Origin of the sequence: Lysobacter sp. Root604 (assembly GCF_001427505.1) — a bacterium.
Classification (GTDB): Bacteria; Pseudomonadota; Gammaproteobacteria; order Xanthomonadales; family Xanthomonadaceae; genus Lysobacter.
Genome location: NZ_LMGS01000010.1, coordinates 461,283 through 481,950 on the forward strand (window position 1 = coordinate 461,283; position 20,668 = coordinate 481,950).

Genomic DNA, 20,668 nt, shown 5'->3' on the forward strand with positions numbered 1-20,668 from the left:
TGACTGTGCCGACTTTGGCTTTGCGGCACTTGTCACATTATGACGAACGAATATTGGCGAGGCGTGCGTCCATGCGCTGCAAAACATGCGCAAGCGGGGTCGAAGCCGAGGCCAATCCGGCCAAGGCGCCCAGGGCGTTGGCGAGGGCATCGCGGCTGTCGCCCATGCGGCTGTCGGTGAGCACGGCTTGGGCGTATTCCAGGGCCACTCCGAGCACGATCAGGGCGGCCGCACTCAATGCCTGCGGGCGCATGCGCGCGAACAGCATGCCGGCGTAGGCCGACAGCGCGGCGTAGGTGAGGAAATGACCGACCTTGTCGGAGCCGGCGAACGGCGACGGCGGCAGATCGCCCGCCGGCAGCAAGGACACCGCGATCACCGCCAGCACGCCCGCCGCGCCCAGGGCCAGCCAGCGCCGCGGGGTATGGAACGGACGCAGCCACGGCCCCTTGGCTGCGTCGCCCGCGCGCGGCCTCACAGGCGGTGGCTCAGATCGCCGGCCAGGAACGCCACGCCGAATTCGACGTCCTTCTCGAAGCCCATGACCTGGAAACGTTCGCCCATTTCGCTGGGCAGGGTCAGGCGCTTGATCTCGTTGTGGCGACGTTGGCGCTCGGCGTCGTCGGCGATCGCGTCGATGCGTTCGAGCACGCCGGCCAGGCCGTTGCCGAGCAGGAAGCTGGCCTGCGAGCAGTAGCCGGCGAAGTCGAAACCGGCGGCGACCCCGGCCTCGGCCAGAGCGGTGAAGTCCACCGAGGCGGTGATGTCCTGCAGGCCCGGCCACAGCAGCGGATCGTGATGCATGCGATGGCGGTAGAACGCGCGCAGGGTGCCATCGCTGCGCTCGGGCGCGTAGTACTCGGCGCGCGCGTAGCCGTAATCGACGAACAGCATCGCGCCCGCGCGCATGCCGCCGGACACCGCCTGGATCCAGTACGGCAGCTGCGGCAGCAGCTCGGAGCGGTAGCCCTCTTCGAACTCGCGCCCTAGCCGGCGTTCGACCTGGCGCACGGCGTTACCGAGGAAGGCGTCGGCCTCGCGCAGTTCGCGCGCGAAACCATCGCCGTCGATCACGATGTTTTCCTCATAGACCTCGCCGTTGCGGATCGCGAAGCGCGGCGTCGGTAGGGCGTCGATGACCTCGTTGGCGAACAGCACGCCGTCCCAGTCTTCCGGGAACGGTCCGTCCAGCCACTCGACCAGCTCGAACAGCGGTGGCGTCAGCCGTTGCTGCAGGCGTTCGCGCTGGCGATGGCGCAGCTCGGCGCTGGGTTCGAGGATGGCGTAGCGATCAGGCAGCGCGTCGAGTTCGAGCAGGCGCTTGAGCGCGACCTCGGCGAAGGCGCCGGTACCGCCGCCCAGCTCGAGCATGCGCGCGCTCGGCCCGATCTGGCGCAGCACCGGCGCGACCGCCTCGGCCACGCAGGCGGCGAACACCGGCCCGATCTCGGGCGCGGTCACGAAATCGCCGTCGTCGCCGAACTTGCGCGCGCCGGCGCTGTAATAGCCCAGGCCAGGCGCGTACAGGGCCAGCTCCATGTAACGCGAAAACGGGATCGCGCCCTCGTTGACCCCGATCTGCTCGCGGATCAAGGCCTCCAGGCGCGCGCTGTGCTCCAGCGCCTCCTGCCCCGGCGCGGGCAGCGTCGCGGCTTCGCGGCGGAGATCGTTCGGGGTGGGGTCGGACATGGCGGTCTGGGGGCGCGGCGGGCGGCCTGCAGTATAAGGAACGAGTGCAGAGTAACGAGTAACGAGTGGAGCCACCGCTATTCACCAGTTACTCGTTACTCTGCACTCGTTACTGAGGCCCTAGACACGCCATGCCCGCCACTCCCGCCGCACCCGTCGCCCTGATCACCGGCAGCGCCAAGCGCATCGGCGCCGCGATCGCGCGCGCGCTGCATGCCGACGGCTACGACCTGGCCCTGCACTACCGCGGCTCGGGCGAGGCCATGGCCGCGCTCGCGGCCGAGCTCGAAGGCGCGCGGCCGGGCAGCACGCTGACGCTGCAGGCCGACCTGGCCGAATTCGACCGCCTGCCGGAACTGATCGCGCGCACCGTCGGCCGTTACGGCCGGCTCGACGCCCTGGTCAACAACGCCTCGGGCTTCGCGCCCACGCCGATCGGCAGCGCCACGCCCGCGCAATGGGACGCGATGTTCGCCAGCAACGCACGCGCGCCGTTCTTCCTGGCGCAGGCCGCGGCGCCGCACCTGAAGGCCGCGCGCGGCGCGATCGTGAACCTGGCCGACATCTACGCCGAGCGCCCGCTGCGCGATCACAGCTTGTATTGCATGGCCAAGGCCGCACTGGTCATGGCCACACGCGCGCTCGCGCTGGAGCTGGCGCCGGAGGTGCGAGTGAACGCGGTCGCGCCAGGCGCGATCCTGTGGCCGGAAGCCGAGGGCGCCAAGGACGAGGCAGCCAAGGCGGCGATGCTGGCGCGCACGCCGCTGGGCCGCACCGGCAGCGCCGAGGAAATCGCCGAAGCGGTGCGCTGGCTGTTGCGCGAGGCGCGCTATACCACCGGGCAGGTACTGCGGGTGGATGGCGGGCGCTTGCTGGGGGAGTGAGGCGCAAAGCCTTCGACCCTCCATTCTTCACGCCCTTCTTCGCAGTCCCTTCTCCCGCTTGCGGCGACCGAAGGGAGTGCGAGGCTGAGAAGGTGCCCGAAGGGCGGATGAGGGCAGCGACTGAGTTGGAGCTATACGCCCGCGGCGGCCCTCACCCCAACCCCTCTCCCGCCAGCAGGAGAGAGGCTATAGGCTCATTACTTGGCCTGAAACGCCGACTGCAGCTCCAGCGCGCGGAACGCCTCCGGCGCTTCGCCCTCGGTCGCATAGCGGTACAGCGCCGCCGAGTAGATGCCGCTCAGCGCGGCCTGGTACACGCCCAGCAGCAGCACCGCGATCAGGAACACCGCGCCCACCGCGATCGCCAGAGCGACCGAGACCTGCGCCGCCGCGAAGGCCAGCAGCGCGCCCACCGCGATCACCGCGAAGGTGATCAGGCCGAACGCCGCGCCGATGCCGACGTTGCCGATCGCGTTCTCGCCCCAGGTCTGCTTGAGCAGGCCGATGCTGCGCTTGAGCGCGTCGATCGGGCCCACGTTCTGGCTCACCAGCACCGGCACCACCATGAAGGTGGCCAGGGTCCAGGCCGCGCCCAGGCCGGAGCCGATCATGCGCACGATGAAGTTATTGTCGCGGTCCTTCAGCGACTGCAGGATCAGGCCCACCGTCGCGGCGATCGCGGCGTAGCCCAGGATCGAGGGCAGGCGCGACTTGGCCGCGTCGAAGCCGTCGCGCAGGGTCGGGTCGCCGCCGTCGAGGCGGATCATGGCCGCGCCGACCAGGGCGCAGTTGAAGAAGATGATCACGCTGTATTGGCAAAAATAGAACAGGAAACCGAACACGATCCCGCCCACGCCAACGCCGTTCTCGAACAGGCGCAGCGCGAACATCGGCACCAGGAAGGTCGCCAGCACCAACAGCGTGGCCGCGCCGGACAGGACCGGGAACAGCATCAGTTCCTTGTCCGAGCGCAACACGCCCGCGCTCGCCTTGACCAGGCCCCAGCTACGCGAAAACTTTTCGAACATCGTGCGATCCCCCTTGGATGAATGGACGCATGCTCAGGCCAAACCCGGCGCATCGCAAGCGCTGGCGAGCCTGCGCCGACCGGCGGCGCGCTCGCTCCCCGATACAGACCCGGGCGAGGCGAAGAATGTGACCGCCGGCGAGCGCGCTTCGGCGCGCCGCTCAGTCGCCGATGTCGGCCACCACCGCCGGCTGCGCGTAATCCGGATGCTCGCGCCACAGCTCGCCCAGGCTGCGGCCGACGCCCGGCACCACTACCTCCGGCGCGATGTCCGCCAGCGGGCGCAGCACGAAGGCGTGCTTGAGTTCCGGGCGCGGGATGCGCAGGTTGCCCGGGCCTTCGAGCACGCGCTGGTCGTAGAGCACCAGGTCGATGTCCAGGGTGCGGTCGCTGTAGCGCGGCCCGCTGCGGTCGCGGCCGTGGCGGTCTTCCAGGGCGTGCAGCCAGTCGTTGAGATCTTGTGGTTCGAGCTCGCTGTCGACGATGGCGGCGCTGTTGTAAAAATCGGCGCCGTCGAAGCCGACCGCGCGCGTGCGGTAGACCGGCGACAGCACCACCTCGCCGAAGCGCTCGCGCAATGCGGCGATCGCGCCGCGCAGGTGGGTCGCGGCATCGAGGTTGCTGCCGAGACTGAGGTAAGCCTTACCCATCGCTGTATCCGGTACGCCCGGCCGGCGGCGGGGCGGAAAGAGGAAGTGGCGCCGCGGCTCAGCCGCCGGCGCGCTCGCGCACGATCGACACACCGACCGCGCGCGCGCCGCGCACCGCGCCGGGCTTGCTGAGCTTGAGCCTGACCCGGCGCACGCCGAACTCCTCGATCACGATGGCCGCCACACGCTCGGCCAGGGTTTCGACCAGGCCGAAGTCGGACTGCGACACGTACTCGATGATGCGTTTGCTGACCGCCTTGTAGTTCAAGGTGTCCTCGATCGCGTCGCTCGCGGCCGGGATGCGGTTGTCGAACGACATTTCCAGGTCGAACACCAGCGGCTGGCGGATGCGCCGCTCCCAGTCGTAGATGCCGATCAGCGCCTCGATCTCGAGGCCTTCGATGAAGACATGGTCCATAAGCGCCGGGAATAGGGAATAGGAAATAGGGAATCGTTGAGGAGCGCCGCAGCATGAACCGCCTCGCCGCTCCAGTACCGTCATCCCCGCCCAACGGCTAGCTCAGGACAGGTCGGCCTTCGGCCGGACGGGAATCCAGTGACTTTAGCGCAAGCGCCGATGGTGGCGAACCGACAAGGCAAGCGACCCGCCCTTAACCACTCCCGATTCTCCATTCCCGATTCCCGGCTCTCAAACCGCCGGCAACTGCGCCATATCCCAGCGCGGCGTCACCATCACCGAGGCATCCTCGCGCTGCCCGGCCATCAGCCGCAACGCGCCGGCGTAGGCGATCATCGCGCCGTTGTCGGTGCAGAACGCCGGACGCGGGAACGCGACCCGGCCGCCGCGGCGCTCGGCCATCTGCGCCAGCCGCGCGCGCAGGCGCTTGTTGGCGCCGACGCCGCCGGCGACCACCAGGGTGTCGCAGCCGGCCGCGTCCAGCGCGCGCTCGCATTTGATCGCCAGGGTCTCGACCACCGCGTCCTCGAAACCGCGCGCGATGTCGGCCATGGTCTGCTCGCTCTGGTCGCTGTCGCGCCAGGTCAGCAGGACCTGGGTCTTGAGGCCGCTGAAACTGAAGTCCAGGCCGGGCCGGTCGGTCATCGGCCGCGAGAACTTGTACTGGCCGGGCCGGCCGCGCTCGGCCAGAGCGGCCAGCTGCGGCCCGCCCGGGTAGGGCAGGCCCATGAGCTTGGCGGTCTTGTCGAAGGCCTCGCCGGCGGCGTCGTCCAGAGTCTCGCCGAGCAGGCGGTAGCGGCCGATGGCCTCGACCGCGACCAGTTGGGTATGGCCGCCGGACACCAGCAGGGCCACGAACGGCGGCTGTGGGCGCCCGAGCGGGTCGTCCTCCATCAGCGGCGCCAGCAGGTGGCCCTCCATGTGGTGGACCGCGACCGCGGGCAGGTCCAGGGCCCAGGCCAGCGAGCGCGCCACCCCGGCCCCGACCAGCAGGGCCCCGACCAGGCCGGGGCCGGCGGTGTAGGCCACCCCGTCCAGGTCCGCGACCTGCAGCCCGGATTCATCCAGGGTCTGGCGGATCAGCGGCAGCAGCTTGCGCACGTGGTCGCGGCTGGCCAGTTCGGGGACCACGCCGCCATACTCCGCATGCAGCGCGATCTGGCTATATAGAGCGTGCGCGCGCAGGCCGGTTTCGGTGTCGTACACCGCCACACCGGTCTCGTCGCAGCTGGTTTCGATGCCCAGAACCTTCATCGGCGGGCCTGCTGTTGGGGGTCTTTCGCCTTCATGGGGGCTATGTTGCACCTTCCGTAGGGCCGCCGCTATAATGCACGGCTCGCCCGGTCTGTACGGGCCGGTCCCCGAATCCGAGATTACGTATGCCCAGCGTCAAAGTCCGCGAAAACGAGCCCTTTGAGTTTGCCCTGCGCCGCTTCAAGCGCACCTGCGAGAAGGCCGGTGTTCTGGCCGAAACCCGCAAGCGCGAGTTCTACGAGAAGCCCACCCAGGAGCGTAAGCGCAAGGCCGCTGCCGCGGTGAAGCGTCAGGCGCGCCGCGTCGGCCGCGACGTCACCAAGCGCAAGCGCTTGTACTGATCGCGCATCCCGCGCAGCCCCACCGTCCGCGGACGGGGCCAGCGAAGGATGACCAAGGAGCCGGCCGCGCCCTGCGCCGCCGGCTTTTTGCGTTTGCAGCCGGGATTGGATATTCGGGATTCGGGATTCGTAAAAGCCCCCTGAAGCCACCCTGCGCACCTTCGATCCGCGCTTTTGCCAATCCCGAATCCCCAATCTCGAATCCCTGCCCTTATGAGCCTCAAGCAACGACTCACCGACGACATGAAGGCCGCGATGAAGAGCGGCGACAAGCAGAGCCTGGGCGTGATCCGCCTGATCAACGCCGCGATCAAGCAAAAGGAAGTCGACGAGCGCATCGAGCTGGACGACACCGCCGTGATCGCCGTGCTCGACAAGATGGTCAAGCAGCGCCGCGACTCGGTCAGCCAGTACGAAGCCGCCGCGCGCGAGGACCTGGCCGCGGTCGAACGCGACGAGATCGTGGTGATCGAGCGCTACGTGCCGGCCAAGCTGGGCGAGGCCGAGATCCTGGCCGCGATCGAAGCCGCCATCGCCGAGACCGGCGCCACCGGCCCGGCCGACATGGGCAAGCTGATGGGCCCGCTCAAGGCCAAGCTCGCCGGCCAGGCCGATATGGGCCAGGTGTCGGCGCTGGTTAAGAAGCGCTTGGCCGGCTGAGGTGCGATGCCTTTCCTGCGGTTCGTCATCCCGGCGCGCGACTGGCGCACCGGGCAAGCGACTGGCCTGCTGACGCTCGCCTACGAGCAACTCCGTTCCGGCGAGCTCACAGAATGGGAACATGCGCAGCTCGGCGAACATCTGCGTTGGCTGGAGTTGAATCTTCCGGTACCGGATCGTTTCGCGCGGAAACGTAACGTGTCCCACAAGAACACCCATGGCGTTTCCTGGCTGAAAGCCGAAGCCACGCCGGCCGTCGACCGCATGCGGGCCGTCGCGACGCTGCTCTGGGAGCGGGGCCATTCGGTCGAGATGGTCATGGCCGATCGCCCCGGCTACATCGTGTACGAAGACCTGCAACAGATCGTCGCCGAGCCATTCCACGGCGAGCCCGCCTAGCCCCCGGCTCATGGCATCCTAGCCCTCCGATGGCCCGCATCCCCGACGCCTTCATCGACGACCTCCTCGCCCGCTCCGACATCGTCGAGCTGATAGGCGCGCGCATCCCGTTGAAGCGCCAAGGCAAGGAATACTCGGCACGGTGCCCGTTCCACGACGAGCGCTCGCCCTCGTTCACGGTCTCGCCGACCAAGCAGTTCTATCACTGCTTCGGCTGCGGCGCGCACGGCACCGCGATCAGCTTCCTGATGAACTACGACCGCCTCGAGTTCCTCGACGCGGTCGAGGAGCTGGCCAAGCGCGTCGGCGTGGAAGTGCCGCGCGACACCCAGCAGCGCAACGAGGATTCCGACAGCCGCGATCTCTACGCCGCGGTCGAAGCGGCCTCGCGTTTCTTCCAGAAGCAGTACGGCATCAGCGGCAAGGCCCAGGGCTATCTCGACAGCCGCGGCGTCAGCGCCGACATCCGCGAACGCTTCGGCATCGGCTATGCGCCCGACGGCTTCAACGCACTGCGCGACGCGCTGGGCACCGACGAGCGCCGCATGAAGCTGCTGGAGCGCGCCGGCCTGTTCTCCAAGAACGACAGCGGCCGCGTCTACGACAAGTTCCGCGACCGGGTGATGTTCCCGATCCACGACCGCCGCGGCCGCACCATCGCCTTCGGCGGGCGCGTGCTGGACAAGGAAGACGGGCCCAAGTACCTCAACTCGCCCGAGACCCAGCTGTTCCACAAGGGTCGCGAACTCTACGGCCTGTGGCAGGTCCGCCAGGCCCACAACAAGATCCCGCGCCTGATCGTGGTCGAGGGTTACATGGACGTGGTCGCGCTGTTCCAACACGGCGTCGACACCGCGGTGGCCACCCTGGGTACCGCGACCACGCCCGACCACGCCGAGCTGCTGTTCCGCAACGCGGCCGACGTGTATTTCTGTTTCGACGGCGACCGCGCCGGCCGCGGCGCGGCCTGGAAGGCGGTGGAATCGGTGCTGCCGCGCATGAAGGACGGCCGCCAGGCCTTCTTCCTGTTCCTGCCCGAGGGCGAGGACCCGGATTCGCTGGTGCGCAAGGAAGGCGCGGAGGGCTTCGACCGGCGTCTGCGCGAGGCCACGCCGCTGTCGCAGTTCCTGTTCGACTCGTTGGCCGCCGACGTCAACCTGGGCACGCTGGAAGGCAAGGGCCGCCTGGCCGAGCGCGCCAAGCCGCTGCTGGCGCAGATTCCCGACGGCGCCTTCGGCGACCTGATGCGCCAGCGCCTGACCGAACTCACCGGCGTCGGCGCGCGCGCGAGCGCGCCCGAGACCCACGTACCCGCGCAGCGCGCGCGCGCCGGCGCGCCGACGCAGAAGCGCTCGCTGGTGCGCGCGGCGATAGAACTGCTGTTGCAGCAGCCCGCGCTGGCGCTGGAACTGCAGTCGCCCTACCGCTTCTCCGCGCTGCGCCAGAATGGCGTGGAGCTGCTGACCGAGATCGTCGAACTGATCGCCGCGCGCCCGGACATCAACACCGGCGCGCTGATCGAACACTTCGCCGAACGCGAGGAAGCCAAGGCGCTGCAGAAGCTCGCCGCCAGCAGCTTCGTCGGCGACGAGCAGGTCATCAATCGCTATTTCCTCGGCACCATGAGCCAGCTCGAGTTGCAGGCGGTGGAACAGCGCCAGGCCGAGATCGCCGACAAGTTGCGCGAACTCGGCCCCTCGGCGTTGAGCATGGACGAGCGCGCCGAAACCGCGCGCCTGCTGCAGGACGCGCGCGCGCTGCGCGCGCAGATCGCGGGGTATTCGGGGCCGGCGCTCTGAGTGGAGCGGGTGCGGCGCATCGCATGATGCGCGTGATGCGCCCACAGCATCCGTAGGGTGCGGTGACAACCGCACCATCGCCATGCCTCGTACTCGCGCGACGGTGCGGTTCGCTAGCGCTCACCACACCCTACTGGTTGTTCCGCCCCGCCGAAGTAAGGGGGAGTCCGCCTTCGCGGGAATGACGGCAACGGCTCCGTAGGGTGCGGTGGCAACCGCACCATCGCCATGCCACGCACCCGCGCGACGGTGCGGTTCGATAGCGCTCACCGCACCCTACGTCGACGCTCTCGATCGCGTCGACGTCCTCGGCCGCAGCCCAGGGCTCAACCCCAGACTTCGCTCATCACCCGCTTGAAGTTGCCGCCCAGGATCTTGCCGATGCGCGCGTCCGAGTGCCCGCGCGCCGACAGCATCGCGCCCAGGGTTTCGAAGCGGCGCGGATGGTTGAGGTCGGGCAGGATCAGATACACGTCATCCGCCTCGCCCGGCGCCGAGATGCCCTTGGCGCGGCGCTCGGCGATGAACTTGCGGTGCTCGGCCTTGTACTGCGCGGTCAGCTGGGTCGCCGACACGGTGCCGTCGGTGCCGATGCCGACATGGTCCTCGCCGCAGACGTTCACCGCGTGCTCCAGATGCGCGATCAGGTCGGCCGCCATCGGCTGGCCCTGGGTGCGCAGGAACGGCATCAAGTAGATCCCGACCACGCCGCCGCGCTCGGCGACCGCGCGCAGTTCGGCGTCGGTCTTGTTGCGCGGCAACGCGGCCAACGCGGCGCAGCCGGTGTGGCTGATGACCGCCGGCGACTTCGAGGCCGCGATCGCCTCCAGCGCGGTGCGCTGGCCGCTGTGGGCGAGGTCGACCACCATCTTCTTCTGATTGAGCGCTTCGATCAGCTGACGACCGAACTTGCTCAAGCCGGCATTGGCCGGCTCCAGGCAGCCGTCGCCGACCAGGTTGCGCAGGTTGTAGGTCAGCTGCACCGAGCGCACGCCAAGCTGATAGAACACGCCCACGCGATCGAGATCCTCGCCGAAGGGCGTGGTGTCCTGGAAGTTGTAGATCAGGCCGGTCTTGTTCTCATCGCGTGCGCGCTGCAGGTCGGCCGCGTCGCGCAACGACAGCAGTTGCTCGGGGTGCGCGGCCAGCTCCGCGTCCCAGAACGCGATCTGGCCCATGGTCTCTTCGAAGGCGTTGAGATAGTGGCCCACCGGCGCCACCGTGATCTGCAGAGCGCTCAGTCCGGATTCGCGCAGGTCGGCCAGCTCCTCGGCGCTGAGCATGGCGTCGGGCTGATGGTCCTGGCGCCCGATCGTGCCGCAGGCGTCCAGCGCGAAGGTCCTGGCGTAGGGCGCCCAGGTCGGCAGCGGCGCCGGCGGCGTCAGCGCATGCGCGCCCTTGGCCCAACTCGCCAACGCCAGGGCGCCGGCGCCGATCAGGAACTCGCGTCTATTTGCCATGCAGTGCTCTCCATTGGTGGGATCGCGGCGATCGCCGCGATCGATCAGCCCCAGACTTCGGTCATCACCCGCGCGAAGTTTCCGCCCAGGATCTTGGCGATGCGCGCGTCGGAATGCCCGCGCGCCGACAGCATGCCGGCCAAAGTCTCGAAGCGGTCGGCGGTGTTGAGGTCGGGCGCGAACAGGAACAGGTTGGGATCGCGTCCCTTTTCGAAGATGCCGTCGCCGATCATGCCCTTGATCATCTCGGTGTTGTCTTTCACGTACTCGGGCGTGATGTCGACCGCGGTCAGGTTGAGATCGGTGCCGATGCCGACATGGTCCTCGCCGCAGACCTTCAGCGCGTGCTCGATGTGGCGGATGATGTCGGCCGAGGTCTGCTGGCCCTGCGCGCGCAGGTAGGGCCAGAACATGATGCCGGCGACGCCGCCGCGGTCGGCCAGCAGCTTGAGCTCGGCGTCGTAGACCATGCGCGGCACGTCGGACAGGGCCCGGCAACCAGTGTGTCCGATCAACACCGGCGCCTTCGAGGCCTGGATGCCTTCGCGGATGGTACGTGGCGCGCCATGGGCCAGATCGACCACGATCTTTTCGGCGTTGAGCCGCTCGACCACCTGATGGCCGAAATTGCTCAGCCCGGCGTTGCCCGGCTCCATGCAGCCGTCGCCGACCAGGTTGCGACGGTTGTGGGTGAGTTGCAGCACGCGCAGGCCCTGTTCGCGGAACTGGGCGATACGGTCGACGTCCTCGCCCAGCGGCTCGGTGCCCTGGAAGGTGAAGATGATGCCGATCCGGCGCTCGCGCTGGGCGCGCTTGAGATCGGCGGCATCGCGCACCAGCATCATCACGTCGGGATGGCGTGCGATCACCGCCTTCCAGTCCTCGACGCGCTGTTTGGTTTCGGCGTAAGCCTGGTCGGTGTACCAGAAGCGGCCCTGCGGCGCGACGCTGGCCATGATGCCGCTGAGCCCGCATTCGCGCAGCGCCTGCACGGCATTGGGCACGGCCGGGTCGTCGGGTTTGATGTAGAACAGCTCGCTGCCGCCTAGCGCGTCGATCGCGAGGGTGTCGCGATACGGCTTCCAGCGCGGCGGCGCGGCCGCGGCGGCGAATACGGGATTGCTGGCGGCGGCCAATGCGGCCAGTCCCGCGGCGCCGATGAACGTGCGTCGATCGATCATGCCTGCCCTCCGTGGTGCGTCGCGCAGACTCTAGCCCAGTCCACGGCTCCGCGATTGACCGATTCAACGCATCGTCCGCTCGGGAGACGGAACCGCGCCGGGGCGGCGCCTGCCCGGGCGCGACCGCCGATCACGCCGCCGCGATCGCCTCGATCTCCAGCAGCCAGGCGCCGTCGTAGATCTCAACCACGACCACGGTCAAGGCAGGCGGATGCGCTAGACGGCCCAGCACCTGCTGACGGACCTCGCGCGCGAGCTCGCGATCCTCGCGCCTGGCCAGATAGACCGTGACCTTGACCAGGTGTTCGTAGGCCATGCCCGCGGCCTCGAGCTGGGCGCCGACGTTGCGCCAGGCCAGCGCGCATTGATCGCGGAATCCCGCCGGCACCTCGCCCTCGGCGTCGGCCGGCACCTGCCCGCTCACGAACAGCAGCCGCCTCGGCTCGCGTATCTCCGCGGCCTGGGCGTAGGTGCCGTCGGCGACGGCGTAGCTGCGCCGCTCCATTTTGCCGTCTGCGGCCGGCGTCGTCGTCAGCGGCAGCGCCAGACCGATCGCGCAGAAGCCTCTCCTGTCCATCGCCCGCCCTCGTTTCGGATAGGTCGCGATCATAACCGTTAAAACTTGTTTTACCGGTAGAGGCGCGCTAGCCTGGGATTACCGGGGCGCAGCCGAACCGCCCGAGCATGCCGCGATGCGACGAGCGTTCCCGCGCCTGGGCTGGTGCCTGCTTCCTCTGCTCCCGCTGTCCTGCCATGCCGGCGAGCCACACCCGCAGGCGCGGCCGTGGACGCCCGCCGCGATCGCGAGCGACCAGTACGAATCCTCGCCCACGTTCACCCCCGACGGCCGCGAGCTCTACTTCATGCGCAGCGACCGCGCCTTCGGCCGCTACCGCCTGCTGATGTCGCGCTGCGAGCCCGGTGGCTGGAGCGCGCCGCTGCCGCCGCCCTTCGCCGGCCCGCCGGACGCGCAGGAGGCCGACCCCTTTGTCAGCCACGACGGCCAGCGCCTGTACTACGTGTCCTCGCGCCAGGGTGCGAACGCCGACGACTTGGATATCTGGATGGTGCGGCGCGATGCCAGCGGCGCGTGGTCGGCGCCGCAGCGCCTGCCGGCGCCGGTGAACTCGCCCGAATCGGAACTGCTGCCACGCGAGACCGCGAGCGGCCGGTTGTACTTCGGGTCCTCGCGCCCCGGCGGGCCGGGCCTGACCGACATCTACGAGGGCCGGCTGCGCAACGACGGCGGCTGGGACGTGAGCCTGGTCGGCCCGCCGATCAGCACCGCCGAACAGGAGTACGAAGTCGAGGTATCGCGCGACGAGGACCAGTTGATCCTGGTCGGGCAGCGCGGCGACGGGCGTTCGCACCTGTACCGGTTCGCGCGCACAGGCAAAGGCTGGGTCGCGCGCGGACGCGTGCCCGCGCGCGAGGACGTGTTCCAGGTCGGGCCCTTGTTCTCGCCCAAGGGCGATCGGGTGCTGTTCGGCCAGGTCGCCAACGAGCGCGATTCCGGAGAACTGTTCCTGGTCGACCTGCAGCCGACCCTGGACACGAATTGGCCGCCGCGCTGCGGCGGCTGAGGCCGATCTATACGCGCCGGCTTTAAGCCACCGGCTGCAATTCGAACAACGGCCCCGGCTGCATCAGCGGCAGCAGCCAATGGTCGACCAGCAAGAACGCGAACAGCGCCATCAGGTAGACGATGGAGTAGTTGAACACCTTCATCGCGTACAGCTCGTCCGGCGGGTCCATCAGCTTCCAGGCGTAGCCCAGGAACACCGCACCCAGCACCAGCGCGCCGCCGAGATAGAACAGACCGCTCATGCCGGTCGCCCAGGGCAGCACGGTCACCGCCACCAGCAGCACGGTGTAGAACAGGATCTGCCAGCGCGTGTACTGCACGCCGTGGGTGACCGGCAGCATCGGCACCATCGCGCGCGCGTAGTCCTCGCGACGGAAGATCGCCAGCGCCCAGAAGTGCGGCGGCGTCCACACGAAGATGATCAGCACCAGCAGCAGTGCGTGCGGGTCGAGGGTGCCGGTGATCGAGGCCCAGCCCAGCGCCGGCGGCGCCGCGCCGGCGATGCCGCCGATCACGATGTTCTGCGGGGTCGCGCGTTTGAGGAAGACGGTGTAGATCACCGCGTAACCGATCAGCGAAGCGAAGGTGAGCACCGCCGTCAGCGTGTTCACCCACAGGATCAGGATCGCCATCGACAGCGCGGCCAGGATCAGCGCGAACACCAGCGCCTGGCTCGGGGTGATCTGGCCGGCGACGATGGGACGCCACGAGGTGCGCGCCATCTTGGCGTCGATGCGCGAGTCCAGCAATTGGTTGATCGCCGCCGCGCTGGACGCGGCCAACCAGATGCCGAGGAAGCCGAGCAGCCCGCGCAAGGTCTCCGCGCCGGTGGGCACGCCGTCGACCGCGAGCAGCATCCCGACCAGGGCGGTGAAGACGATCAGCGCGACCACGCGCGGCTTGGTCAACGACCAGTACTGGCGCAGGCTGGCGTGGGCGGCGGCCATGCTCAGTGCTCCGGCGCGCGCAGGCGCGCCAGCAGGGACACCAGCACGAACAGCAACAGCACCGCGCCGGCGTTGTGCAGCACCGCGACCGTCAGCGGCAGGCCGAGCTTGACGTTGGCGATGCCCAGACCGACCTGGGCCAGGGTCAGCAGCGCGAGCAGCGTGCCCCAGCCGAGCATGCCCGGCGTGCGCAGCAGCTTCACCGCCAGGCCCAGCAGGTACACGAACACCAGCATCGCCATCGCGCGGTGGGCGAGTTGGATCGCGATGCGCGCCTCGCCGTCGAGGATGCCGCCTTCGTAGTCCACGCCGATGCCGCGCCACAGCACGAAGGCCTCGCGCACGTCGTGCTTGGGCCACCACTGGCCGACGCAGGTCGGGAAATCGTTGCCGCAGGCCAGCGCGGCGTAGTTGGCGCTGGTCCAGCCGCCCAGCGCGATCTGCACGCCGAGCAGGACGATGCCCAGGATCACCAGCTTGCGCACCGTGACCGCCTCGGCCAGACGGATCGGCAGATCGGTCGCGCGCCAGGCCATCCACAGCAGCAGCGAGAAAGTCAGCAAGCCGCCGAGCAGATGGCCCATGACCACGATGGGCTTGAGCAGCCAGGTCACGGTCCACATGCCCAGCAGGGCCTGGAACACGATCACCGCCAGGGTCAGCGCGGCCACGCGCGACAAGTCGCTGTTGTTCCAGCGCAGCGCGGCGATCAGCAGGATCGCTTCGCCCAATGCGGCCAGCACCGACGCGGCGACGTGCTGGCCCTTCATGTACAGCGGAATCGAGACCGCAACCAGCACAGCGGCCACGATCACCTGAGCCACGCCGTAACGACGCCGGCGCGCGGCCAGCAGCGCCAGGGTCAGGGTCAGCACGCCGAGCAGGCCGGCGATCATGCGGTGGAACTGTTCGCGCCAGGCCTTGTGCACCTCGACCGGACGGATCGCGGTGGCGACATGATCGCTGGCCTCGTGCGCGGCCGTCGGCCACGCGGCGCGCCCGTAGCAGGTCGGCCAATCGGGGCAGCTCAGACCGGCGTTGGACAGGCGCACGAACGCGCCGAACACGATCACGCACAGCGCGAGCGCGACCGCCAGCCAGGCGATGCGGTGGAAGTTGCGGTACCAGGTCGGTTTGAACGTCACGTTCATGCGGAACTCTTGCGGTTGACTCGGTGGCGACAGGGCGCGGGCGCTGTAGCGACCCGCGGCCGGGTCACATCAGTTTCAGCAGCCGGGACAGGTCTTCGCGCAGGTCGGCCGGATCGAAGCCGGGAGCGTAGCGCAGAATCACGAAGCCGTTCGGGTCGATCACATAGACCGGCACGCCCTTGGGATCGTCCAGGCGCGGCAAGCCGGTGCGCAGTTGCGGCGAGGGTTGCACGATGCGCAACGCGGCCGGATGCGCAGCGCCCGCGGGCGGCTGGCCGATCCACAGTATGTGGACCTGATCCGCATCCTTGCCGAACAGCTGCCAGACGGTGTCGAGGTCGCGCGCGAGCTTGACGCAAGCGGCGGTGCACTCGGCCGGCGGCGCCAGCGCGATGCGCCACAGGCGCTCGGCCGGACGCCACTGGTAGGGCTTGCCGTCGGCCAGGCGCGGCACGACCTGGCGCAGGTCGCCCGGCGGCTGCAGCAGCTCGCCGTGGTTCTTCATGCCGTGCGGGCGCCAACCGGAGAAACGCAGGGCGCCGGCGACCAGCATGCTGCCGAAGAACAGCGCGAAGATCGCCAGCAGCATCACGCGATTGCGATTGCGCTTGGCGTCGGTGGGAGGAACGTTCATCGACGGGATTTCCGGAAAGTGAGTATCAAGGCGGTGGCCAGCACCGCCGCGGCCAGCGCGAACCACTGCAGCGCATAGCCACGGTGCTGTTCCGGCGGCAGGGTGTTGGCGAGCAATTCCAGGTCGCGCTCGTAGCCCAGCTTCAAGGCCGGATCCAGGCGCAGCACGCGCGGCGCCAGCGGCACCGACAGGCCGATGCCGGCGCCGATCGCGTCGGTATCGACGCGGGTCAGCAGCCAGCCCTCGCCTTGGCGGCCCAGCGCCGGCCCCAGCGCGATGCCGGTCGAGGGCGGCGGCGCGAGCAGGCCGCGCAGCTCCAGACCGCCCTCGGGGCGCGGGATGCTGGGGAAACGGCGCTGGCCGTCCAGCGCCAGCCAACCCAGGTCGACCAGCAGCGGCGCGCCCTGCTCGGGCACGAACACGCGATAGACGCGCACGCCGGCGCGGCCGTTGCGCTGCTGGTTGTCCAGCAGCAGGGCGCCGCGCGCGTCGAACGCGCCGCGGCCGGCGGCCCAGTCGTAGTCGCGGCGCCGCGCCGGATCGGCAGCCAGCGCCAACGAACCCGGCCGGCGTTCGCCCACCACGCGCGCCGAGGCGTCAAGCATGGCCTGCTTCTCGACCGCGCGCCGCGACTGCCACAGGCCCAGGTTGACGAACGCCGCGATGGTCAGCAGCGCCAGCGTCCAGCCCACGATCAGGTTGCGCCGACGGCTCACGACATCCTCCGGCCGGACTGCGATAATCCGGCTTTCGCGGTATCGCGCGCGCCGCCGGAGGCCGCCATGAACGACTCGCTCAAGACCCTGCTGATCATTGCGTTCCTGGTCGTCATTCTCTGGAACCTGGGCGCCGGCCTCTATTACATGCTCGTGGACAAGGGGCAGAGCAAGCGCACGGTGAACGCGCTGACCCGCCGCATCGCGCTGTCCGTCGCGCTGATCCTGATCATCATCCTGTCGATCAAGATGGGCTGGATCCAGCCGCACGGTGTCGGCCGAAATCCGTGATTCGAGATTTGGGATTCGGGATTCGCTAAAAGCAAAAGCGACGGCAGGCCCGTCGCTTTTTGCTTTGGCCTAGGAATTCGAGCTTCGCCCTTGCGAATCCCGAATCCCTACTCCCGAATCCCGGCTGTTAAAGCACGTAGACGAACAGGAACAGGCCCAGCCAGACCACGTCGACGAAGTGCCAGTACCAGGCCACCGCCTCGAACGCGAAGTGGTTGTCCTTGTCGAAATGGCCCTTCAGGCAGCGGAACCAGATGATCGCCAGCATCAGGGTGCCCAGCGTCACGTGCGCGCCGTGGAAGCCGGTGAGCATGAAGAAGGTCGAACCGTAGATGCCCGAACCCAGGGTCAGGTTCAGCTCCTTGTAGGCGTGGATGTATTCCTCGGCCTGGTAGAACAGGAACAGGCAGCCCAGGGCCACGGTCAGGCCCAGGAACACCAGCAGCTGCTTGCGGTGACCGGCCTTCAGCGCGTGGTGCGCGATGGTCACGGTGATGCCCGAGGTCAGCAGGATCATGGTGTTGAGCAGCGGCAGGCCCCAGGCCGGGATGGTCTCGAACACGCCACCGACGGCGCCCGGGCCGTTGGTCGGCCAACCGGCGGCGTAACCGCTCCACAGCAGGCTGTTGGTCATCACGCCGTCGCCGACGCCGCTGAGCCACGGCAACGCGAACTGGCGGGCGTAGAACAGCGCGCCGAAGAAGGCCGCGAAGAACATCACTTCGGAGAAGATGAACCACATCATCCCCATGCGGAACGAGATATCGACCTGGCGGTTGTAGTGGCCACGCACCGATTCGCGGATCACGTCGCCGAACCAGCCGAACAGCACGCCGCACATCAGGGCCAGGCCGACGAAGAAGGTGGGCTTGCCCCAGCTGACTTCGTTGAGCCAGCTGGCGATGCCGATCATCGTGGTGAACAGGGCGATCGAACCGAGGAACGGCCAGCGGCTGCTGTGCGGCACGAAGTAGGTGTTGGCGTCTGGCGTGTGTGCTTGGGCCATGGCGGCGTTCCGTTAGGTTCGGTACTGATGAAGGGGCGTGCGCGGCGAAACCGGGATCACGGCGCCGACAGCGGCGACGCCGGCGTCTTGGCCGTCGAGCCCTGCTGTCGCGCAGTGAGCACATCGTTCTTGAAGAAGGTATACGACAGCGTGATCGTGTTGACGTCGGCCGGCAGATTGGGGTCGACGATGAAACGCACCGGCATGTCGCGCTTCTCGCCCGCCGCCAGGGTCTGCGCGGTGAAGCAGAAGCATTCGGTCTTGCTGAAATAGCCCGAGGCGCGCGCGGGCGCGACCGAGGGCACGGCGCTGCCGACGATGGTGCGGTCGCTGTCGTTATGCGCGTAGTAGGTGGTTTCGTACTGCTCGCCCGGGCGCACCTGCATGGTGACCTGGTTGGGATGGAACGACCACGGCAGCTTGGAATTGACGCCGCCGTCGAACTGCACGGTGACGGTGCGCGCACCCTTGGCCTGGTCCTGGGCCTGGCCCACGTCTTCGGCGGCGGTGCGCTCCAGGCGGATGCCGAACACCTTCTCGCAGGCGATGCGGTACAGCGGCACCAGGGTGAAGGTGAAGGCGAACGCGGCCAGCGCCACCAGCACCAGCTTCACCAGCCCGGCGGTGTTCTTCTTGCCGCGGTCGTCGCTGCCGGCGCTCATTTCGAGACCACACCGCTCGACATCACGCCGCTAAGGATGAACAACACGTACACCGTCACCGCGATCGCCGCCGCCCACAACGCGGTGCGCCGCGCGCTCTTGCGGCGCGCTGCGATATCCGAGTTGTCAGGCGTCTTGTTCATACGTTTCCTATGCTCCGGAAAGCCAGCCCTTGGAGCCCCCTTTAGTAAAGGGGGCGGCCTGCTCCGCGCAGCGGAGTAGGCGGGGATGTGGCGTGCAATCCGTATCAATCCGAAGCAATGTTCTCCGAGCTTCTTACTGCGGCGTAAGCCTCAATGAGTGATGTCGCCATGCGCCAGGTCGCCATCGCGAATCACCGGCGGCGTGCTGAAGCTGTGGTGCGGCGGCGGGCTCGACAGGGTCCACTCCAGGCCCTTGGCGCCTTCCCACGAACGCGCTTCGGCCTTGGCGCCGTACTTCTTCGAGTGCCACAGGATGCCCAGCATCATGAACGGGGTCAGGAACATGCCGAAGGCGCCGATCGAGCTGATCAGGTTCCAGTCCGCGAACACCACGTTGTAGTCCGGGATGCGGCGCGGCATGCCGGCCAGGCCCAGGAAGTGCTGCGGGAAGAACAGCAGGTTGACGAACACGATCGTCCACCAGAAATGGAACTTGGCGGCGGTCTCGTTGTACATGCGGCCGGTCCACTTCGGCCACCAGTAGTAGACCGCGGCGATGATCGAGAACAGCGCGCCGGTCACCAGCACGTAGTGGAAGTGCGCGACCACGAAGTAGGTGTCGTGGTACTGGAAGTCGGCCGGCACGATCGCGAGCATCAGGCCCGAGAAGCCGCCGATGGTGAACAGGATCACGAACGCGATCGCCCACAGCATCGGCGATTCGAAGCTGATCGAACCGCGCCACATGGTGGTGACCCAGTTGAACACCTTCACGCCGGTCGGCACCGCGATCAGCATGGTCGCGAACATGAAGTAGATCTCGCCACCCAGCGGCATGCCGACGGTGAACATGTGGTGGGCCCACACGATGAACGAGAGGAAGGCGATCGAGGCGGTCGCGTACACCATCGCCTGGTAGCCGAACAGCGGCTTGCGGCTGAAGGTCGGGATGATCTCCGAGACCACGCCGAACGCCGGCAGGATCATGATGTAGACCTCGGGGTGACCGAAGAACCAGAAGATGTGCTGGAACATCACCGGGTCGCCGCCGCCGGCCGCGTTGAAGAACGAGGTGGCGAAGAACTTGTCGGTCAGCAGCATGGTCACGGCGCCGGCGAGCACCGGCATCACCGCGATCAGCAGGAAGGCGGTGATCAGCCAGGTCCAGCAGAAGATCGGCATCTTCAGCAGGTCGATGCCCGGCGCGCGCATGTTGAGCACGGTCGCGATCACGTTGATCGCGCCCATGATCGAGCTGATGCCCATCATGTGGATGGCGAAGATCGTGAAGGCGACGTTGTTGCCGCCCTGCAGCGACAGCGGCGGGTACAGGGTCCAGCCGCCGGCCGGTGCGCCGCCCGGCAGGAACAGCGTCATCAGCAGCAGGCTGAAGGCGAACGGCAGGATCCAGAACGACCAGTTGTTCATGCGCGGCAGCGCCATGTCCGGCGCGCCGATCTGCAGCGGGATCATCCAGTTGGCCAGGCCGACGAAGGCCGGCATCACGCCGCCGAAGATCATCACCAGCGCGTGCATGGTGGTCATCTGGTTGAAGAACTCGGGCCTGACCAGCTGCAGGCCCGGGGTCGCCAGTTCGGCGCGGATGATCACCGACATGCCCGCGCCGATGATGAACATCACGAAGCTGAAGATCAGGTACAGCGTGCCGATGTCTTTGTGGTTGGTCGAGAAGAACCAACGTTCGATGAAGCCCTGCTGGTGGGCGTGATGATCATCGTGATGATCGGCGACGGGGTGCGTGGCTGCCATG

The 20,668-nt window shown here is 68.2% G+C and carries 24 protein-coding genes and 1 pseudogene; 8 read left to right on the forward strand and 17 right to left on the reverse strand.

Features of this window, described 5'->3' with window-relative positions; all coding sequences use genetic code 11:
• Nucleotides 1–37: 37 nt before the first annotated feature.
• Both ASD69_RS17210 and ASD69_RS17215 read right to left on the reverse strand, forming a co-directional pair.
• Nucleotides 38–478, reverse strand: coding sequence for a hypothetical protein (locus ASD69_RS17210; RefSeq protein WP_056181104.1), 441 nt, complete (start codon nt 476–478; stop codon nt 38–40).
• A complete protein-coding gene (locus ASD69_RS17215; protein WP_056181106.1) occupies nt 475–1,689 on the reverse strand; it encodes an SAM-dependent methyltransferase in 1,215 nt (404 codons plus the stop codon). The genes ASD69_RS17210 and ASD69_RS17215 overlap by 4 nt, the downstream gene beginning before the upstream one ends.
• A 131-nt stretch (nt 1,690–1,820) precedes the next feature.
• Between ASD69_RS17215 and ASD69_RS17220 the strand changes: the two genes are divergently transcribed.
• Nucleotides 1,821–2,573: a pteridine reductase gene (locus tag ASD69_RS17220; protein ID WP_056181109.1), complete on the forward strand. Its 753-nt coding sequence runs from the start codon at nt 1,821–1,823 to the stop codon at nt 2,571–2,573.
• A 197-nt stretch (nt 2,574–2,770) separates the two neighbouring features.
• On the opposite strand, the gene ASD69_RS17225 is transcribed toward ASD69_RS17220, so the two are convergent.
• From ASD69_RS17225 to tsaD, 4 genes are all read right to left on the reverse strand, one after another.
• Entirely contained in the window at nt 2,771–3,601 is an 831-nt protein-coding gene (locus ASD69_RS17225) for a DUF6159 family protein (protein WP_056181112.1), read from the reverse strand.
• A gap of 160 nt (nt 3,602–3,761) precedes the next feature.
• Complete coding sequence (gene folK, locus ASD69_RS17230) at nt 3,762–4,250, reverse strand: 2-amino-4-hydroxy-6-hydroxymethyldihydropteridine diphosphokinase (RefSeq protein ID WP_056181115.1); 489 nt, start codon at nt 4,248–4,250, stop codon at nt 3,762–3,764.
• Between the two features lie 58 nt (nt 4,251–4,308).
• Nucleotides 4,309–4,668, reverse strand: a complete 360-nt coding sequence (gene folB, locus ASD69_RS17235) for a dihydroneopterin aldolase (protein WP_056181119.1) — start codon at nt 4,666–4,668, stop codon at nt 4,309–4,311.
• Between the two features lie 231 nt (nt 4,669–4,899).
• Entirely contained in the window at nt 4,900–5,922 is a 1,023-nt protein-coding gene (gene tsaD / locus ASD69_RS17240) for a tRNA (adenosine(37)-N6)-threonylcarbamoyltransferase complex transferase subunit TsaD (protein WP_056181122.1), read from the reverse strand.
• 125 nt (nt 5,923–6,047) lie between these two features.
• Here tsaD and rpsU point away from each other — a divergent pair, with 125 nt between their 5' ends.
• The 5 genes and pseudogenes from rpsU (at nt 6,048) to ASD69_RS22915 (ending at nt 9,121) form a co-directional block, all read left to right on the forward strand.
• A complete protein-coding gene (gene rpsU / locus ASD69_RS17245; RefSeq protein ID WP_056181125.1) occupies nt 6,048–6,263 on the forward strand; it encodes a 30S ribosomal protein S21 in 216 nt (71 codons plus the stop codon).
• 213 nt (nt 6,264–6,476) lie between these two features.
• Nucleotides 6,477–6,923: a GatB/YqeY domain-containing protein gene (locus ASD69_RS17250; RefSeq protein WP_056181127.1), complete on the forward strand. Its 447-nt coding sequence runs from the start codon at nt 6,477–6,479 to the stop codon at nt 6,921–6,923.
• Nucleotides 6,924–6,929: 6 nt separating this feature from the next.
• Nucleotides 6,930–7,322, forward strand: a complete 393-nt coding sequence (locus ASD69_RS17255) for a hypothetical protein (protein ID WP_056181130.1) — start codon at nt 6,930–6,932, stop codon at nt 7,320–7,322.
• Nucleotides 7,323–7,351: 29 nt separating this feature from the next.
• Nucleotides 7,352–8,590: pseudogene (gene dnaG, locus ASD69_RS17260) on the forward strand (DNA primase); the annotation flags it as partial.
• Nucleotides 8,567–9,121: a hypothetical protein gene (locus ASD69_RS22915; RefSeq protein WP_255357238.1), complete on the forward strand. Its 555-nt coding sequence runs from the start codon at nt 8,567–8,569 to the stop codon at nt 9,119–9,121. The pseudogene dnaG and the gene ASD69_RS22915, both read left to right, overlap by 24 nt.
• A 326-nt stretch (nt 9,122–9,447) precedes the next feature.
• On the opposite strand, the gene ASD69_RS17265 is transcribed toward ASD69_RS22915, so the two are convergent.
• From ASD69_RS17265 to ASD69_RS17275, 3 genes are all read right to left on the reverse strand, one after another.
• Nucleotides 9,448–10,581: a membrane dipeptidase gene (locus ASD69_RS17265; protein ID WP_056181136.1), complete on the reverse strand. Its 1,134-nt coding sequence runs from the start codon at nt 10,579–10,581 to the stop codon at nt 9,448–9,450.
• Nucleotides 10,582–10,625: 44 nt separating this feature from the next.
• The gene (locus ASD69_RS17270) at nt 10,626–11,762 is read right to left on the reverse strand and encodes a membrane dipeptidase (RefSeq protein WP_056181139.1); all 1,137 of its coding nucleotides are present in this window, start codon (nt 11,760–11,762) and stop codon (nt 10,626–10,628) included.
• A 130-nt stretch (nt 11,763–11,892) separates the two neighbouring features.
• On the reverse strand, nt 11,893–12,339 hold the full coding sequence (locus tag ASD69_RS17275) for a RidA family protein (RefSeq protein WP_200944023.1): 447 nt from the start codon (nt 12,337–12,339) through the stop codon (nt 11,893–11,895).
• Nucleotides 12,340–12,454: 115 nt separating this feature from the next.
• Here ASD69_RS17275 and ASD69_RS17280 point away from each other — a divergent pair, with 115 nt between their 5' ends.
• Entirely contained in the window at nt 12,455–13,345 is an 891-nt protein-coding gene (locus tag ASD69_RS17280; RefSeq protein ID WP_056181143.1) for a PD40 domain-containing protein, read from the forward strand.
• Between the two features lie 22 nt (nt 13,346–13,367).
• Here ASD69_RS17280 and cyoE read toward each other — a convergent pair whose 3' ends face one another.
• The 4 genes from cyoE to ASD69_RS17300 all read right to left on the reverse strand — a co-directional run bounded on the left by cyoE (nt 13,368) and on the right by ASD69_RS17300 (nt 16,795).
• Nucleotides 13,368–14,294, reverse strand: a complete 927-nt coding sequence (gene cyoE, locus ASD69_RS17285) for a heme o synthase (protein ID WP_056181146.1) — start codon at nt 14,292–14,294, stop codon at nt 13,368–13,370.
• A 2-nt stretch (nt 14,295–14,296) separates the two neighbouring features.
• Nucleotides 14,297–15,445, reverse strand: coding sequence for a COX15/CtaA family protein (locus ASD69_RS17290; protein ID WP_056181148.1), 1,149 nt, complete (start codon nt 15,443–15,445; stop codon nt 14,297–14,299).
• Between the two features lie 64 nt (nt 15,446–15,509).
• Nucleotides 15,510–16,079, reverse strand: a complete 570-nt coding sequence (locus ASD69_RS17295) for a hypothetical protein (RefSeq protein ID WP_056181151.1) — start codon at nt 16,077–16,079, stop codon at nt 15,510–15,512.
• Nucleotides 16,076–16,795, reverse strand: a complete 720-nt coding sequence (locus ASD69_RS17300) for an SURF1 family protein (RefSeq protein ID WP_056181154.1) — start codon at nt 16,793–16,795, stop codon at nt 16,076–16,078. Before ASD69_RS17300 ends, ASD69_RS17295 begins: the two co-directional genes overlap by 4 nt.
• Before the next feature lie 66 nt (nt 16,796–16,861).
• Here ASD69_RS17300 and ASD69_RS17305 point away from each other — a divergent pair, with 66 nt between their 5' ends.
• Nucleotides 16,862–17,086 (forward strand): twin transmembrane helix small protein, encoded by a 225-nt coding sequence (locus tag ASD69_RS17305; protein ID WP_056181157.1) that lies wholly within the window; start codon nt 16,862–16,864, stop codon nt 17,084–17,086.
• Between the two features lie 127 nt (nt 17,087–17,213).
• On the opposite strand, the gene ASD69_RS17310 is transcribed toward ASD69_RS17305, so the two are convergent.
• The 4 genes from ASD69_RS17310 to ctaD all read right to left on the reverse strand — a co-directional run bounded on the left by ASD69_RS17310 (nt 17,214) and on the right by ctaD (nt 20,667).
• On the reverse strand, nt 17,214–18,092 hold the full coding sequence (locus tag ASD69_RS17310; protein ID WP_056181161.1) for a cytochrome c oxidase subunit 3: 879 nt from the start codon (nt 18,090–18,092) through the stop codon (nt 17,214–17,216).
• A gap of 56 nt (nt 18,093–18,148) precedes the next feature.
• Complete coding sequence (locus ASD69_RS17315) at nt 18,149–18,754, reverse strand: cytochrome c oxidase assembly protein (RefSeq protein ID WP_056181163.1); 606 nt, start codon at nt 18,752–18,754, stop codon at nt 18,149–18,151.
• Nucleotides 18,751–18,897 (reverse strand): hypothetical protein, encoded by a 147-nt coding sequence (locus ASD69_RS22510; RefSeq protein ID WP_200944024.1) that lies wholly within the window; start codon nt 18,895–18,897, stop codon nt 18,751–18,753. The genes ASD69_RS17315 and ASD69_RS22510 overlap by 4 nt, the downstream gene beginning before the upstream one ends.
• Nucleotides 18,898–19,047: 150 nt before the next feature.
• Complete coding sequence (gene ctaD, locus ASD69_RS17320) at nt 19,048–20,667, reverse strand: cytochrome c oxidase subunit I (protein WP_056181166.1); 1,620 nt, start codon at nt 20,665–20,667, stop codon at nt 19,048–19,050.
• Between the last annotated feature and the right edge of the window lies 1 nt (nt 20,668).